Source organism: Rhizobium sp. 01N424 (assembly GCF_056399485.1).
Map to the genome: position 1 here is coordinate 76,240 of NZ_JBFTRK010000006.1, position 16,096 is coordinate 92,335.

A 16,096-nucleotide genomic window follows, 5' to 3' on the forward strand; every position below is an offset into this window, starting at 1 on the left:
GTCCTCAGAGTTCGGGCACGATGAGATCGGCGACCGGGCCTTCGACATGCAGCTTGGCGCCGGTCATTGCCTGCAGTTCCTCGACAGTCATGGCGGCAAGCTTTTCGCGCAGCACGAAGCGGCCCTTGACGATATCGATCACTGCATGGCTCGTGTAGATACGCGTGATGCAGCCGACTCCAGTCAACGGGAAGGTGCATGTTTCGACGAGTTTCGGCTCGCCGTTCTTGGTGACATGCTCGGTGATGACGCAGACCTGCTTGGCGCCATGCACCAGATCCATCGCGCCGCCGACGGCGGGCACGCCCTTCGAGCCGGCGCGCCAGTTGGCGAGATCGCCGTTTTCAGACACCTGATAGGCGCCGAGGATCGCGATATCGAGATGACCGCCACGCACCATGGCGAAGCTGTCGGCATGGTGGAAGAAGGCAGCGCCCGGCTTCAGCGTCACCGCCTTCTTGCCGGCATTGATCAGATCCCAGTCTTCCTCGCCCGCAGCCGGCGCCTCGCCAAAATTCAGGATGCCGTTTTCGGTATGGAAGATCGCCTCGCGGCCCTCGGGCTGATAGCGGGCCACCATCTCAGGAAAACCGATGCCGAGGTTGACATAGGCACCGTCGGTGATGTCCTGAGCGGCGCGCCAGGCGATCTGGGCGTTCGAAAGCTTGATGTCTTCGCGTGTGTCGATCTTGCTTGGTTCAGGGGTCATACGTAAGCCACTCCGGCTCGAATGAGCTCTTCTTCCTGTTGCGGATTGGCGATCTCGACGACGCCATCGACGAAGATGCCGGGTGTCACCACCTGTTCCGGATCGATGCCGCCGGCCGGCACCAATCTCGACACCTGGGCAACGGTCTTGGCCGCCGCCATGCACATCAGCGGGTTAAAGTTGCGGCCCGCCTTGTTGTAGGTCAGATTGCCATGCGTATCGCCGAGATGCGCCTTGACGATCGCAAAGTCGGCTTTCAGCCAGCGTTCCTGCACATATTTCCGGCCGTCGAACTCGGCAATCGGCTTACCCTCGGCAAGCTCGGTGCCATAGGTCGTCGGCGTATAGAATGCCGGGATCCCGGCGCCGCCGGCACGGATGCGCTCGGCAAGCGTGCCCTGCGGCACCAGCTCAAGCTCGATCTCGCCCGCCAGATACTTGTCGGTGAAGGCGCGCGGGTCGGACGAGCGCGGGAAGGAGCAGATCATCTTCCTGACCATCCCGGCATCGATCATCGCCGCAATACCGATCCGGCCATTGCCCGCGTTGTTGTTGATCACGGTCAGGTTCTTCGGCCCCTTGTCGATCAGCGCGTGAATGAGCTCGATCGGTGCGCCCGAACCGCCGAAACCGCCTATCATGACGACGGCGCCATCGCCGATTTCGGAAACGGCATCCGCCGCGCTCCGGATTGTCTTGTCCATGCCGGATATCTCCTCGCCTGGCATCGCGAGGCTCACCGGCCTCGATCTGACTGCTACGGATAAATCCGGGACCTTGGGTCAGGCAAGTTAATTGTGCGGTATTTGATATTTGTTCGTATATCGCACCGATGATTATATGATGTGGTTTGGAAACATTACCCGTTATTTACAATTAGCCCGCATATTTGCTCGCAAAAGAGGTGGCAAATGGCGGTTGCTAGGGCATTTGGCAGATCATCGGTCGAGGCGGCGCAGCGCGAGCTGGAGCGCCTCAATGCGCTTGACGAGCTTGATATGCTCGATACGCCGAGAGACGAGGGCTTCGAACGGCTCGTCCGTCTCCTCAAGCAGGTCTTCTCCGTCGATATCGGCATCGTCTCGTTCATCGATGCGCACCGTCAATGGTACAAGGCCTGCTCAGGCCTGACCAACGACGAGATGCCGCGGGAAGACACCTTCTGCCGCTATGTCGTCGATGACGAACAGCCGATCGTCGTCCAGGATGCCACGCGCGATCCGCGCTTTGCGGCCAATCCTGCGGTCACAGGCGAGGCTCATATCCGCTTCTATGCCGGCGTTCCCTTGAAGACCCGCGACGGCCATACGGTCGGAACGGTCTGCGCCATCGACCGCAGACCGCGTTCTTTCGGCAGCAAGGACCTCGGCATCCTGGAAGAAATCGCCGGTATCGCGATGGATCGCGTCGAGCTGCTACGCTCTGCCGCGACCGACAGCTTGACGGGCGTCCTCAGCCGCCGGGCCTTCAATGAGGAAGCACGCCGCCTTCTCTCGCTTGCCACCCGGCATCAGCATGATGCGGCCTGCATCGTGCTCGATGTCGACCATTTCAAGAAGGTCAACGACACCTATGGCCATTCGGCTGGCGATGCGGTTTTGAAGGCGGTTGCCGCGACCTGCCGGGAACAAATTCGTGCCGGCGATATCCTCGGGCGGCTCGGCGGCGAAGAATTCGCGGTGCTGCTGCCGCATGCCGATCGGGACGCGGCTCTCGCCGTGGCCGAAAAGCTGCGCGGCGCGTTGGAGGCCAGTCCGGTTCCCGTTGCCGACAACGCGATCCGCGTTACGGCGAGCTTCGGAATAACTGGCATGTCGATCATCGCCAAGGACATCGATACGCTTCTGGCGCAGGCGGACGCCGCCATGTACCGGGCCAAGCAGGCGGGCCGGAATCGCTGCGCTTCCTCCGCCCCGGCCTCGTCATCAGAAGCCGGCGAGCGGCGCCGGGTGCTCAAAGCGGGCGTGATCATCTTCAATGACAGGCGCTCGACATTCGATTGCACGATCCGCTCTCTCGGACCTGATGGCGCCAGCCTTGCCGTCTCGAACGCAACGGGCATCCCGCCGGAATTCACCCTAGGCATTCCCGGCGATCGCTTCGAAACCGCCTGCCGGGTCGTCGCGCAAGATCGCCAGCATCTTGAAGTCCACTTCCGATAGCGGGCGCCCAGCTTTGCCGGAGAGCAATGCCGTGCTAGCAAACCGCTAGGCTCGATCGAGCCAGCAACAGAGATTCTGGACCGGATCGAATGCGCGAAACGGACTTCGTCAGCGGCTTTGCGAGAGGCCTGAAGGTCATCGAAGCCTTCGGAGAGATGCATCAGCGGCTATCGATTACCGATGCCGCGAAGCTGACCGGCCTCGACCGCGCAACGGTGCGGCGCTCGCTGCTGACGCTCTCCGAACTCGGCTATGCCGATTACGACGGCAAGTTCTTCACGTTGACGCCGAAGGTTTTGCGCCTCGGCCACGCCTATCTCTCGGCGACGCCGCTGCCCGCCATCCTGCAGCCGCATCTCGATCAGCTGTCGGATAAGGCCGGGCAGAGTGCCTCGGCCTCGGTGCTCGACGGCACCGAGATCCTCTATATCGCACGGGCCTCGCAGAAGCGGGTGATGTCGATCAACCTGACGCCGGGGAGCCGCCTGCCCGCCTATTGCGCCTCGATGGGCCGCGTGCTGCTGGCCGCCTTGCCCGAGCCCGAGGCGCGCGCCGTTCTCGCCCGCAGCGATCTCAAGGCCAGTACGCCGCGCACGATCACCGATCCCGAAAGGCTGATCGCCGAGTTCCAGCGCGTCCGCGCTCAGGGCTATGCGGTTATCGATCAGGAACTGGAGCTCGGCCTGTGCTCGATCGCCGTACCGGTGGAAAACGATCGCGGCCAGCTGATCTGCGCGCTGAACATCGGCGCCCCCGCCGCTCATGTTGCAGCGTCGGAGATGGCAGCGCGCTATCTGCCGCTGCTGAAGGAAACACAGGCCGCCCTTCGCCTGGTCCTGCGCTGATCACATGCCGAGCTTCGCCCGCTCGGCAATCCGCCAGGCCCGCGGCGTCTCGCCCGTCTGCTTCAGGAAAAAGCGGGAAAAATAGGCGGGATCGGCGAAGCCGAGCCGGTAACTGATTTCCTGGACACTGCCGAAGGTGAAGACCAGCTCGCGTTTGGCCTCATCGGTCAGGCGATGCGCAATCATCTCATGCGTGCCCTGCCCGGTCGCTGCCTTGACGATGCGGTTCAGATGCGTTGCGGAGACGCCGAGCTCACCGGCATAGAAGGCGGCCGGCCGGTGGGATCTCAGATGCTGCTGGATCAGGCCGTTCAGCAATTCCATCCGCCGCCCGTTTTCGTCGCCAGCCTGCCCGGCATCACTGCCGGAGAGCCGCATCGTCAGCTGCAGCGCGATCGTCACATAGGCTTCCAGCAGATCGGCGCGGCCACTGCCACGTCCCGCGAACTCGGCACCAAGGCGTGAGAGCGTCTGCCCGGCATAGACTGCGTCCGGATCGTCCCGGTGCAGGCTCGTCAGATGCGGGCGGGCAAGCCATTCGCCAAGCGGGCTGCGGCCACCCGGCAGCGCCTTCAGATGCGACGCAAGCACGGTGATGACGAAGCCGTCGATATCCTTCGAGAACCGGAAGCCATGGTTCAGCCCCGGCGGCACGGTGATCACCGTGTTGGGCGTGATCTCATGCCGCTCTGCGCCAAAGATCGCATCGCCGGATCCGGCGCTGATGTACAAGATCTGAAAGAAGCTCTCATGGCGATGCAGCTTGATCTCCCAATGATGCAAGCTGCTGCGCGATGGTATCGTCTCGCAATGCAGCCAGAAATCGGGATTTCTGCCGGTGTTCTCGCCATAGAGCTCATAGGTCGGGACGAATTTCGTCATGGCCGCATCCTCCTGCCACGTTCGATAAGTGCAATTTCTGGCGCGAAATGTCCATTGCTGCGGGCCACCGCGTTCCGCAAAATCCGGGCAAGAGGATGCAAGGAGGAACCATGCGCACCAAAGTCGCCATTATCGGCTCAGGCCCCGCCGGTCTGCTGCTCGGCCAGCTGCTGACTGATGCCGGGATCGACAACGTCCTCCTCGACCGCGCCGCCAAGGATTATATCCTCGGCCGTGTTCGCGCTGGCGTGCTCGAGGAGGGTACCGTCGGGCTGATGGACCGGGCGAAATCCGGCGCGCGCATGCATGCCGATGGCTTGCCGCATGACGGTTTTTCGCTCGCCTTCGATGGTAGGGATCACCGGATCAATCTCCATGGACTGACCGGCGGCAAGCGCGTCATGGTCTATGGCCAGACGGAGTTGACCCGTGATCTGATGGAACATCGCGAGGCGAGCGGCGCGCTGGCGATCTACGAAGCGGCCAATGTGACGCCTCACGATTTCGACGGTGCCGCGCCCTACGTTACCTATGACAAAGACGGCGTGACGCACCGCATCGACTGCGATTTCATCGCCGGCTGCGACGGCTTTCACGGCGCCAGCCGCAAGGCGGTGCCGGAGAAGGCGATCCGCACCTTCGAGAAGATCTATCCGTTCGGCTGGCTCGGCATCCTGGCCGATGTCGCGCCTGTCAGCCACGAGCTCGTCTATGCCAATCATCCGCGCGGCTTTGCGCTCTGTTCGATGCGATCGGAAAGCCGCAGCCGCTATTACATCCAGTGTCCGCTCGACGAGAAGATCGAGGATTGGAGCGACGAGCGTTTCTGGGACGAGCTGCGCCGCCGCCTGCCTGCCCATCACGCCGAGGCGATGCAGACGGCACCGTCCTTCGAGAAATCGATCGCGCCGCTGCGCTCCTTCGTCGCCGAGCCGATGCGCTTCGGGCGGCTGTTCCTTGCCGGTGACGCGGCCCATATCGTGCCGCCGACCGGAGCCAAGGGGCTGAATCTCGCCGCGAGCGACGTCCATTACCTGTTCTCCGGCATCGCCGAATATTACGCCGAGCATTCAAGCGCCGGGATCGATGTCTATTCGCAGCGCGCCCTGTCGCGCGTCTGGAAAGCCGTTCGCTTCTCCTGGTGGATGACGACGATGCTACACCGCTTCCCGGATACCGGCGATTTCGGCCAGAGGATCCAGGAAGCCGAACTCGATTATCTGACCCATTCGACCGCCGCCTCGACCGCGCTTGCCGAAAACTATGTCGGGTCGCCCTACTGACGACACGCCTTCCGCCATCCACGGAAGGCGGCCCACCGATGAATATGCTCGACAACTGAAATACGATGGCCGATCCTGTCACCCTTGGGTTTTGATATCGATCAGCGGGTGGGGCAGATCGTGGCGACGCGGGAAAAGGAAATATCGACAGCGCGCAAGAACGCGCATCTGATCGGATTGGTGACGCTGATCATGCTCGCCGGCCTGCCGCTTGCGGCCTGGCTTGATGTCAGCACACTGTCGCGCGATGCCGTGCACCGGCAGGCGCAGGACATGAGCTCGCTGATCACGAGTATCCGCTCCTATTACTCGACCAACGTCGTCGGCCGGATTCTCGCAGCCCACGCGGCCGGCCAGGAAAACGGGACGGTCCTCTCCCACAACTACGCCAATATTCCCGGCGCCATTCCGATACCGGCGACGCTATCGCTGGAACTCGGCGACGTCATCAAGGAGCAGCAGGCGAATATCACCTACCGCTTCGTCTCCGATCTTCCCTTCAAAAACCGGGCATCGCACGATCTGGACAAATTCGAGAGCGATGCGCTCACCGCGCTTCGCACCAATCCGAAGCAGACGATGACGGAGAACAAGCGTTCGGGCTTCACCAATATCTTCCGTCTCGTCACGCCCGTGCTGATGGGGCCTGCCTGCGTCGCCTGCCACAACACCCATCCGGAGAGCCCGAAGACCGACTGGAAGGTAGGCGATGTCAGAGGCATTCAGGAAGTGATCATCCGTCAGCCCTTTGCGGCCAATGTCTTTGCCTTCAAATATCTGCTCGCCTATTTCATCTGCGTCGCGGTACTTGGCGCGTCCTTCATCGTCATGCAGCGCCGCCAGGCTTCGGTGCTGCACGCCTTCAACCGCGATCTCGAATCCACCAACGAGTTCCTGGCCAGCATCTCGCTGAAGATCTCGCGCTATCTCTCGCCGCAGATCTACAAGAGCATCTTCAGCGGCCAGCGCGACGTCGTCATCCAGACCGAGCGCAAGCGGCTGACGATCTTCTTTTCCGATATCAAGGATTTCACCGCAACCACCGAGCGGCTGCAGCCGGAAGCGCTGACGGAGATGCTGAACGAATATCTGACGGAGATGTCGAAGATCGCGCTGAGACATGGCGGCACCGTCGACAAGTTCATCGGCGACGCGATCCTGGTTTTCTTCGGCGACCCCGAAACCAAGGGGGCGGCAGAAGATGCAAAAGCCTGTCTGCGCATGGCCGTTGATATGCAGCAACGCCTCGGCGAACTGAAGGCGAAATGGCGACGCGACGGTACGGCCGAGCCCTTCATCGTGCGCATGGGCATCAACAGCGGCTATTGCAATGTCGGCAATTTCGGCAGCACCGATCGCATGGACTACACGATCATCGGCGCCGAGGCCAATCTGGCGGCGCGACTGCAATCGATCGCCGAGGGCGGCAAGATCGTCATGAGCTATGAAACCTATGCGCTGGTGGAGGATATCGTCGACGCCGTACCGCTGGCGCCGATTACGATGAAAGGTATCCAGCGCGATATCGTGCCGTACGAGGTGCAGGGCCTGCTTGTCGGCAACGACGGTCATTCAAGGGTGATGAGCGAGCATTTTGCCGGTCTGGATCTCCACCTCAACATGTCGCAGCTGGAGCCCGGCGAGAGGAGCAAGGTCAAGGCGGCGCTGATGGAAGCGCTGGCGGCCGTGGAAAAACCCACGGAGAAACCGGCCTAGGATTTCGCCGCGCGGGCGACGATCGCCTTGATAACGGCAGCCATGTCGAGCCCTCCGAGACCCATGTCTTCTGTTTCGGCATAAAGCGCGCGGCAGACATCGAGCAGTGGTGAAGCTATCCCCAAGCGCCGTGCGGCCTCGACAACCAGCTGATTGTTCTTCAGCACGTCGGAGATCGCGGCCTGCGGCGAGAAATCGCCTTCGGCAAGCTTGGCGCTCTTGAGCCTGGAGATGCCGCTCGCCATCTGGCCGCCGTCGGCAATCCGCTTGAAGAGCTGCATGTCGAGGCCGTGGCTGGCGGCGAAATTCGCGGCTTCGGCAAGACCTGTCACAGTCGAGATCAGGAAGATGTTGACCGCCAATTTCATCAACAAAGCATTGGGAACCACGCCGCAGACAATCGCATCGCGGCAGAGCGGCTGAAGCAAGGGCTGCACGATTTCCACTGCTTCGGGCGCTCCGGCCAGCATGGCCACAAGCTCGCCAGCCTCGGCCGGAACACGCGATCCTGAGACCGGCGCCTCGACATAGGCACCTCCTGCTGAAAGCACGTCCGCTTCCAGTGTCTTTGAATAATCAGGCGCCGTGGTGCCCATGTGAACGAGGGTGCGCCCGGCAACGAGGCTGGCAAAGGCAGGGGTTCCGCGCTGCAGAACCGCATCGATTGCCACATCCGTCGCCAGCATCAGGATGATCACATCAGCGCTGGCGAAAAGGGCCGCGACGCTTGCCGCCACTTCGACGCCTTCAGCTTCGACAACGGCTGCCTTTTCCGCAGAGCGGTTCCAGACGATGACGTCGCGCCCCGATCGCACCAGATTGAGGGCCATGGGCGTCCCCATGATCCCGAGACCGATGAAGCCTATGCGCATGTGCCCTCCAATCGCCGATAGGCGACAATGGCAGGCGGCGATCGCTTCGTCTTGAAGATTAGTGCTCCGTCAAATTGTCGCGGCACCGGGAAAAGACGTGTAGAACGGCACCATTCACAACTTTAGACCACAATTGAGCGGTAAAAAATACAGCAACCAGTTGTTTAGGACCGGCGCTCATAATATTCATCAGCATCGCCCTTGGTGCTTCGTTAGACAGTGGCCATGACAGTCGTTTTCAAGCGGATCAATAAAAACCAGGCGCTTCAGGGCGCCGCCATCATCGTCGAAGCCTATAGTGCCGCGCCATGGCACGAACACTGGACGATCGAACGGGCCAACGCCCGGATGGTGGAACTGTCGACGACACCGGGCTGGCTCGGGGTCGGCGCGCTTGATGGCGAGGATCTTCACGGTTTTGCCATAGGCTATCCGCACACCGCGGCAACCGGTTGCATGCTCTATATTCCGGAGATCGCCGTCATGCCTGCCCATCAAGGCAAGGGCATCGGCACAGCGCTGCTGAAGCTGCTGGAAGAAGAAGCTCTGGCAGCCGGTTTTTCGAGCACCTGGCTGCTGTCGCAAAATGAGGGTGTCGCCGCGGACTACTACCGGTCAGCCAGCTACCGGCAATCTCCCAATCACCGGATTTACTCGAAGCCGCTCAAGTAGCGGTTTTTTTGGCATCGCCCGGCGCGTCCCATGCGGGCCGGTGGAATAGCGCTCCAAAGCGCACGACCACCCTGTGTGAGCAGCGCCGCTCGCTGCTCACATCGGCGATTTTGATGCTGGTTGTCTTGAGGCGCGACTAGCCGTCGTAGTGGCCGGCCGCGACAGTATCCGCCGACTTGACGGCAACGGCCAGATTGACGCCCTTGGTGATGACGCTGCCCTTGGCGGCAAGCGCCGCAGCCTCGGCGAGTGCGCCAGCCTTCGGCACGCTCAGCGGCGTGACCGTGCCACGGCCGAGATCCGCCACCCAGAGCCCCTTTTCACCCTCAACACTGATTACAACAACTTTGGTCATGCTCTTATTCCCTCTTCCAGAGTTGACGTTAAAAGCCTGCCTTCTTCAGTCCTTCGCGATAAAGGTCCTTGTGCCACTGTTCCTTGCTCGGAACGGCGGACAACCATTTATCGACATCGAAGTTCGGATTGGCCTCGCGGACGCGGCGCACCAGAACGCGCGCCTTGTCCTTGTTGCCAAGCATCGCCCAGCTGGCGGCAGCAAGTCTGTCTGCCAGGCTGGGATCGCTCATCTGGCTGATATAGTCGATCGACGCGGAAAACTCGCCGAGCGCGTAGTTGGCGCCGGCCGCAGTCCAGAGATAGGGATCGGGGCTCAGCGGATTGAGCTCGATTGCGCGCTCGATCTTCTGCAACGCCATGCCGGGGCGCGAGCAGTGCACCAGCGTATCGGCATGGTCGGCAATGACGTCGGCATAGTGCGGCGACAGGGTTTCGGCGATTTCCATCGCCTCTGCGCTGTCGTCGAAAGCGCCCTGCAGCAACTTGGCGACACCAAACTCGCGGTAGCCATCGGCCAGATCGTTGCGGGCTTCAATGGATTTGGTCGCAAATTCCTCTGCCGACTTCAGAAGTTCCATATCGCCGCGGGCCGTCAGCAACCATTCCTTCGAATAGGTTCTGGCGGTCGAGCTCAGCGCCGGGGCGAAATCGGGCGTCGCTTTCAGCGCCGAGCGCATCTCCTTGCGCGCACGGCGCAGGTTGGGCAGCGTCAGGCGCCCGAGGTATTGCTTGCCAACCAGATATTGATGGTAGGCGGCCGGATTGAGCTCAAGATAGGAGCGCGTCGCCTCATGCCGCTCGATCTCGCTGGAAACAGACAGCGCCACGCGCCGTGAGATCACCCGCCTGTCGCGCAAGAGATCGGCCTGATTGAGGCTGAAGCGTTCGGCCCAGACGATCTGGTTGTCGTCGAAGAAGATCAGCTGCGCGAAGAGCTTGACCTCGTCGAAACCGGTGATCTGGGTTTCCAGCACATAATTGACGGCGTGCCGTTCGAAGAAGGCGGCCTGATCCTCGCTCTGATGGCCGATCTGTACGGCCGAATGCGGCGCGATGACCTGCAGACTGTTGAAGGCGCAGAAACCGATGGTGATATCCTCGATCAGCGAGGCGGCAATCATCACCGATTGCGGATTGCTGGAGAGGTTACGCGGCGCGAGCAGCACCAGGCGGGGAATGGCCGGGCGCCCTGCCCTTTCCAGTGATAGACCCTCGATCCCATCCCCTGCTGCGGTACCTACCGGTCTTGCTTCCAGCTTGCTGCTGCCATTGCCAACGGCGGGCGACACGGCATCGAGGCCGCGCGCGATCGAATTTTTCCGCTTCTCGATATAGTCGCGGATATATTCGACCTCTTCCTGCGCATCGAAAATATCGAGCAGCAGGCGCAGCATGTCCGGGTCTTTCGGCTCGTCGCGAAACACCAGAAGCCCGGCTTTCCTCAGAACCTCCCATTCCTCGGTCGTTTCGACGGGAAAAGAAACCGCTTTCAGCGTATCCTGAAGCACGCCGGAATGGCGGTAGTTCTGATCCTTCAGCCAGCCATCGAAAACGTGGCTCTGGCAATTGACCTGCCCCAGGAAAGGCTGGCCCATTGCTTTCGTTAGCTTCGCCAGCCGGGCCATCGGCTCGCCTGTTGCCTGCAGCGCAACGAAGTCGGCGCTCAGCGACGATGGATCGAGGGAGACGGAGCTTTCGGTGAATGTCAGGAATTCGGTGCCGAGCTGCTCCTGGCGGGCCTTGATGCGCGAGATGGTCTTGCGCAGGTTGGACAGCGAGATCGCCTTGTCCTCATTGCCCCACAGAAAGTCGGCAGCCATCGTGCGGTGCGCCGCATGCTTTTCGAGTGTCAGCAGATAGGCGACGAGCAGCAGGCCTTTCTCGGGGAAAGCAATATCGTTGCCTTCCGCGTCGGCAAGCCGCAGACGTCCAAACGTTTCTACGAGAAAAGCCATTTCAACCTTTGAGTTGCGCCGCCCTGATTCGCATCCTTCGTGCGAGATATTAATGCAACCAAAAATACGAATAACGCTCGGCAAAGCAAGCTTTTGCCGAGTGCCCTGGAAATATGAGTTTGGCTTAATGTGCGGGCAAATTCAACTGTTGTGCACCGCACGCGCCACCGCAGCTCAGCCGGGAGTTGGTGAGCCGGCTATTCGGGGCCGGACGCAGCCCGCGTCCGGCCCCGCTGTCTTCATTTTTTAACCGGATATCCGGCGGCTGCGAGGATGAGATTGGCGATCTCGCGCGGATGCGAAATCAGCGACACATGGCTGGAATTGAGCTCGACGGTGGTGGCGTTCATGCGCTTGGCAAGGAAGCGCTCGAGATCCGGATTGGTCGTCCGGTCGCTCTTCGAAACGGCGTACCAGCTCGGCTTTGTCTTCCACGCAGCCTGCGTCGTCTTGGTCGAAAACAGCGTATCGGAGATCGGGCCCTGGACGGCGTAGAGCGCGAGCGCGTCCTTCTTGCTCAGATCACCCGCGAAATCATGGACGAAAGCATCCTCGCTCAGCTGCGCGAAGCCGCCGCTATGCACCAGGCCCTTGCTTGCGGGAGGAGCCGGGAACTTTGCGGCAAGCGCCGGATAGTCTTCACCGGCATCAGGTGCACGGGCGGCGACATAGACCAAGGCCGAGACCTTGGGATCGACGCCCGTCTCGCTGATCACCATGCCGGCATAGGAATGGCCGACGAGCACGGTCGGGCCGTCCTGAAGGGCAAGAGCACGCTTGGTGGCGGCAACGTCGTCGGCAAATGAGGTGAGCGGGTTCTGCACCGCGGTCACATGCAGCCCGGCCTTCTGCAGCAGCGGGATGACTTTCGACCAGCTGGAGCCGTCGGCATAGGCGCCGTGGACGAGCACGACGTTGCGCGCCTTGACCGGCGCCTCACCGGCTGCCGAGGAGGCACCGGCAAAAGAGACCGCAGCAATAAATGTTGCCGCAGCAAAAGCGGCCTTCTGGAAAATGTTCATGATCTGACGTCCGTATCGTTTCGTGATGAAGCACGTCGCTTCAAAAGCCCTATTCGACCGGCATTTCAGGTCCGCAACACTATCACGCTTTTGTGACGGCCTCAATTTTTTCACCAGTCCATGTAACGAAACGCTGACAACAGCGAAAAGACGATCATGACCCCTCGCGAAGACAATTGGGCGGATGCCATGCGCGCTGCTCGCCGCGGCGATGCCGGAGCCTACGAAGCGCTGCTCGAAGATATCGGGCGAACGCTGCGCGTGCTCGTCGGCCGCAAGCTGACAAGGCTCAGCATGGGGACCGACCAGACAGAAGATATCGTTCAGGAAGCCCTGCTCGGCCTGCACATGATGCGCGACCGCTGGGACGATAGCCGGCCCTTCCTACCCTGGCTGCACGCAATCGTCCGCTACAAGATCGGCGACGCCATGCGCAAGCGCAGCCGCGAGGCGCGCCACCGCTGCGACGTGACGCTCGACGAGCTTTCGGATGTCATCGCCGCACCCGATCAGGGCGACCGCCACATGCCTGATATGGACCGGGCGCTTGCGAGCCTTTCTTCCGGCCAGCGCGACGTCGTCTCATCATTGGCGATCGAGGGGCAGTCGGTTCGCGAGACGGCTGCGAGATTGAAGACCAGCGAGGGCGCGGTCCGCGTCACCCTGCATCGCGCGCTTCAGCGCCTGACGGCCTTTGCCGATCCGGGGCCTGGCTACGCAAGAAAAGGCAAATCATGAAATCCGCCCAAGACACATCCGCCTTGATCCGCAGCCTGGCGCGCGAAGCCGCCGAGGAGGAACCGTCGCAGGGCCTGCGCTTCGATCGTCTGCTGATGCTGGCGGGCGGTTTCTCACTGCTGCTGTCGATCGCGCTGGCGCTCGGCCTGTTCGGCATCCGCCCCAATCTGCCTGCCGTTCTGATTGGCGCGCCGTTTCTCTTCAAGTTCGCGACGATGCTGATTCTGGCCGCTGGCGGCTTGGCGCTGGTTCGCCGGGCGGGCGAGCCTGACAGCGGCGGCGCTGCCTGGATGATGCTCATTCCAGGCTTCCTGGTGCTCGCCATGGGGCTGGCACTCGATGGTTCCAGCTTTCCGCTTTTGGGCCGGCATGGCGGCGCGGTGCCGAGCTGCGTCGGCGCTATCGTTCTTCTATCGCTTCCGGCGCTTGCTGCCGCTCTCGGCGTGCTGAAGCGCGGCGTGCCGACGCAGCCCCTGCGCGCCGGTTTGTCGGCAGGATTCCTTGCCGGAACGATCGGCGGGGCGGCCTATGCCTTCGTCTGCAAGAACGACGGCGCACTCTTCGTTGCCGTCTGGTACGGATTGGCGATTGTCATCGTCGCAACGCTTGGAGCACTGATCGGCCGCAAAGCGCTCGCCTGGTAAAAGTCAGGTCTTCGCCGAAACCTCGTCTGCCGCCTCGCGGATCGTCTGCATCAGGATCGACAGCGGCAGAGACGGGATCGCATCGGTGCGCATCGTCAGGCCGACCGGGCCCTTCGTCTCGCTGGTATCGATCGGCAGCACCGCCAGAACCCCATCCTCGATATCCTTGGCGACGACGCCGGTCGAGATGATCCAGACCGCATCGCTCGCACGCACGAAAGCGCGGCCGAAGCTGTCTGAAACGGTCTCGATCTGGTTCGGCAGGCTCGGCACACCGTTGGCGATCAGGAAACTCTCGACGAAGGGCCGGATGATCGAAGCCCGCGTCGGCATCAGCACCGTGTAATCGGCGAGCGCTGCAAAATGCGATTGCCGGGTCTTCAGCAGCGGATGGCCGGCGCGCACGGCAAAGACCACCTGCTCCGAATAGAGATGCTCGAAGGAGAAGCCGGTCATCTTCTCCGGCCCGGCAAGACGGCCGACGACAAGATCGAGATCGCCGACGCGCAACTGCTCCAGAAGCACGGCGTTTTCGCCGGTGACGATCTTCAGCCGGCTCCAGGTATTCTCCTTGAGAAACAGCTCCATGGCCCGCGGCATGATGCGCGTCGACACGGTGGGCAAGGCCCCGACCCGGATCGGCGGTGCGTCGCCGACACGCTCCTGGGTGACGGAATCGAGCCCCTGCCGCAGCGCTGTCAGAGCAGCACCGGCATGCTTCAGAAATACTTCGCCGTAACGGGTGATCTTGATGCCGCGGCCGTCGCGCTCGAAGACCTCGACGCCGAGAACCTCCTCCAGCTCACGGATCGTCTTGGTCACCGCGGGCTGGCTGACATGCAGCAGCTCGGCCGCCTTCATCACGCTTTTCTGCCTGGCGACCTCGACAAAGGTTTGCAGATGGCGGAACTTTATGCGGCTGTCGATCATCGATCACATAACTCCGGAGTTATCGGAAAGCCACGAAATATCATTTTACCTAACCAGATTAAACATTCAATTTCCTGTCCGGAGGAGTTTCCAGTGCAGTTTGCCCGCGTCAACGACATCGCCATTCACTATCAGGTTATCGGCGGCCCCGCCGACAAGCCGGTCCTGGTCTTTGCCAATTCGCTGGGCACCGACTTCCGGATCTGGCGTGATGTCGTCGTCCGCCTGGCAGGCGATTTCGCCATCCTGCTCTATGACAAGCGCGGCCATGGCCTTTCCGATGTCGGCCAGACGCCCTATTCGATCGAGGACCACGCGTCCGATCTCATCGGCCTGCTCGAAACGCTGGATATCAAGAAGGCCATCATCTGCGGCCTGTCCGTCGGCGGACTGATCGCGCAGTCGCTCTACCAGCAGCGTCCCGATCTCGTCAGCGCGCTGATCCTCTGCGACACCGCGCACAAGATCGGCACGGCCGAGAGCTGGAACAACCGCATAGCGGCCGTCGAGCAGAATGGCATAGCCAGCATGTGCGACGCGATCATGGAGCGCTGGTTCACGCCGGCCTTCCGCCGCCCTGAGAACACCGCCTATGACGGCTATTGCAACATGCTGGTCCGCCAGCCGGTGGCCGGCTACGCCGCGACCTGCGCTGCCGTGCGCGACGCCGACTTTACCGAAGCGGCAAAGACCATCGCCGTACCAACGATCTGCATCGTCGGCGCTCAGGACGGATCGACACCGCCAGACCTCGTCAAGTCGCTGGCGCAACTGATCCCCGGCGCGCGCTTCGAAATCATTCTCGATGCCGGCCACATCCCCTGCATCGAGCAGCCCGAAGCGCTGACGTCAGTCATTCGCGCATTCATCGATTTCGCATTGCATGGAGAAAAGAGCCCATGAGTGACAGTTCGCGCGCCTCCGAGCGCTACAAGCAGGGCATGGCGACGCGCCGCGCCGTGCTCGGCGACAGCCATGTCGACCGTGCCGAGGCCGGATCGACGGATTTCGACAAACCGTTTCAGGACCTGATCACCGAAGCCGCCTGGGGTCATGTCTGGTCGCGCCCAACGCTTTCCAAGCGCGAGCGCTCGATCGTCACCATCGCGCTGCTCGCCGCTCTCGGCCAGGACGATGAAGTGGCGATGCATGTGCGCGCCACAGTCAATACAGGCGCCAGCCGCGACGATGTCTGCGAGGCGCTGCTGCATGTGGCGATCTATGCCGGTGTTCCGGCGGCCAATCACGCGATCAAGATTGCCAAGCAGGTCTTCGAACAGATGGACGCTGATAAGGCGGCATAAGAGGA

Annotated in this window: 17 protein-coding genes; 9 read left to right on the plus strand and 8 right to left on the minus strand. The window is 61.7% G+C overall.

What is annotated here, in order from left to right; translation table 11 throughout:
• Positions 1 to 4: 4 nt before the first annotated feature.
• Together AC1DNK_RS16795 and AC1DNK_RS16800 are read right to left on the minus strand one after the other, a co-directional pair.
• Positions 5 to 709: a CoA transferase subunit B gene (locus AC1DNK_RS16795; protein ID WP_112386686.1), complete on the minus strand. Its 705-nt coding sequence runs from the start codon at positions 707 to 709 to the stop codon at positions 5 to 7.
• Entirely contained in the window at positions 706 to 1,413 is a 708-nt protein-coding gene (locus AC1DNK_RS16800) for a 3-oxoacid CoA-transferase subunit A (protein WP_477942234.1), read from the minus strand. The genes AC1DNK_RS16795 and AC1DNK_RS16800 overlap by 4 nt, the downstream gene beginning before the upstream one ends.
• Positions 1,414 to 1,620: 207 nt before the next feature.
• Between AC1DNK_RS16800 and AC1DNK_RS16805 the strand changes: the two genes are divergently transcribed.
• Together AC1DNK_RS16805 and AC1DNK_RS16810 are read left to right on the plus strand one after the other, a co-directional pair.
• Complete coding sequence (locus AC1DNK_RS16805; RefSeq protein ID WP_112444353.1) at positions 1,621 to 2,871, plus strand: sensor domain-containing diguanylate cyclase; 1,251 nt, start codon at positions 1,621 to 1,623, stop codon at positions 2,869 to 2,871.
• Between the two features lie 89 nt (positions 2,872 to 2,960).
• Positions 2,961 to 3,716: an IclR family transcriptional regulator gene (locus AC1DNK_RS16810; protein WP_112386683.1), complete on the plus strand. Its 756-nt coding sequence runs from the start codon at positions 2,961 to 2,963 to the stop codon at positions 3,714 to 3,716.
• Here the strand turns inward: AC1DNK_RS16810 and AC1DNK_RS16815 are convergent, their stop codons facing one another.
• Complete coding sequence (locus tag AC1DNK_RS16815; RefSeq protein ID WP_112386682.1) at positions 3,717 to 4,598, minus strand: helix-turn-helix domain-containing protein; 882 nt, start codon at positions 4,596 to 4,598, stop codon at positions 3,717 to 3,719.
• 110 nt (positions 4,599 to 4,708) lie between these two features.
• On the opposite strand from AC1DNK_RS16815, the gene pobA reads away from it, so the two are divergent.
• Positions 4,709 to 5,881: a 4-hydroxybenzoate 3-monooxygenase gene (gene pobA / locus AC1DNK_RS16820; protein ID WP_477942236.1), complete on the plus strand. Its 1,173-nt coding sequence runs from the start codon at positions 4,709 to 4,711 to the stop codon at positions 5,879 to 5,881.
• 192 nt (positions 5,882 to 6,073) lie between these two features.
• Positions 6,074 to 7,597 (plus strand): adenylate/guanylate cyclase domain-containing protein, encoded by a 1,524-nt coding sequence (locus AC1DNK_RS16825; protein WP_477942507.1) that lies wholly within the window; start codon positions 6,074 to 6,076, stop codon positions 7,595 to 7,597.
• On the opposite strand, the gene AC1DNK_RS16830 is transcribed toward AC1DNK_RS16825, so the two are convergent.
• The gene (locus AC1DNK_RS16830; RefSeq protein WP_477942238.1) at positions 7,594 to 8,469 is read right to left on the minus strand and encodes an NAD(P)-dependent oxidoreductase; all 876 of its coding nucleotides are present in this window, start codon (positions 8,467 to 8,469) and stop codon (positions 7,594 to 7,596) included. The two genes, AC1DNK_RS16825 and AC1DNK_RS16830, sit on opposite strands and share 4 nt — an antisense overlap.
• Positions 8,470 to 8,694: 225 nt before the next feature.
• Between AC1DNK_RS16830 and AC1DNK_RS16835 the strand changes: the two genes are divergently transcribed.
• On the plus strand, positions 8,695 to 9,141 hold the full coding sequence (locus tag AC1DNK_RS16835; RefSeq protein WP_442209072.1) for a GNAT family N-acetyltransferase: 447 nt from the start codon (positions 8,695 to 8,697) through the stop codon (positions 9,139 to 9,141).
• A gap of 136 nt (positions 9,142 to 9,277) precedes the next feature.
• On the opposite strand, the gene AC1DNK_RS16840 is transcribed toward AC1DNK_RS16835, so the two are convergent.
• From AC1DNK_RS16840 to AC1DNK_RS16850, 3 genes are all read right to left on the minus strand, one after another.
• Positions 9,278 to 9,496 (minus strand): hypothetical protein, encoded by a 219-nt coding sequence (locus tag AC1DNK_RS16840; protein ID WP_112386678.1) that lies wholly within the window; start codon positions 9,494 to 9,496, stop codon positions 9,278 to 9,280.
• Positions 9,497 to 9,524: 28 nt separating this feature from the next.
• Positions 9,525 to 11,453, minus strand: a complete 1,929-nt coding sequence (locus AC1DNK_RS16845; protein ID WP_477942239.1) for a hypothetical protein — start codon at positions 11,451 to 11,453, stop codon at positions 9,525 to 9,527.
• Positions 11,454 to 11,692: 239 nt separating this feature from the next.
• Positions 11,693 to 12,475, minus strand: a complete 783-nt coding sequence (locus AC1DNK_RS16850) for an alpha/beta fold hydrolase (RefSeq protein ID WP_477942241.1) — start codon at positions 12,473 to 12,475, stop codon at positions 11,693 to 11,695.
• Between the two features lie 156 nt (positions 12,476 to 12,631).
• On the opposite strand from AC1DNK_RS16850, the gene AC1DNK_RS16855 reads away from it, so the two are divergent.
• Positions 12,632 to 13,213, plus strand: coding sequence for a sigma-70 family RNA polymerase sigma factor (locus AC1DNK_RS16855; RefSeq protein WP_477942242.1), 582 nt, complete (start codon positions 12,632 to 12,634; stop codon positions 13,211 to 13,213).
• Complete coding sequence (locus AC1DNK_RS16860; protein WP_477942244.1) at positions 13,210 to 13,857, plus strand: NrsF family protein; 648 nt, start codon at positions 13,210 to 13,212, stop codon at positions 13,855 to 13,857. The genes AC1DNK_RS16855 and AC1DNK_RS16860 overlap by 4 nt, the downstream gene beginning before the upstream one ends.
• Before the next feature lie 3 nt (positions 13,858 to 13,860).
• Here the strand turns inward: AC1DNK_RS16860 and pcaQ are convergent, their stop codons facing one another.
• On the minus strand, positions 13,861 to 14,787 hold the full coding sequence (gene pcaQ, locus AC1DNK_RS16865) for a pca operon transcription factor PcaQ (protein WP_477942246.1): 927 nt from the start codon (positions 14,785 to 14,787) through the stop codon (positions 13,861 to 13,863).
• 93 nt (positions 14,788 to 14,880) lie between these two features.
• Between pcaQ and pcaD the strand changes: the two genes are divergently transcribed.
• Both pcaD and pcaC read left to right on the plus strand, forming a co-directional pair.
• Positions 14,881 to 15,690: a 3-oxoadipate enol-lactonase gene (pcaD, locus tag AC1DNK_RS16870; RefSeq protein WP_477942248.1), complete on the plus strand. Its 810-nt coding sequence runs from the start codon at positions 14,881 to 14,883 to the stop codon at positions 15,688 to 15,690.
• Positions 15,687 to 16,091, plus strand: a complete 405-nt coding sequence (gene pcaC, locus AC1DNK_RS16875; protein WP_112386671.1) for a 4-carboxymuconolactone decarboxylase — start codon at positions 15,687 to 15,689, stop codon at positions 16,089 to 16,091. The genes pcaD and pcaC overlap by 4 nt, the downstream gene beginning before the upstream one ends.
• Positions 16,092 to 16,096: the final 5 nt, after the last annotated feature.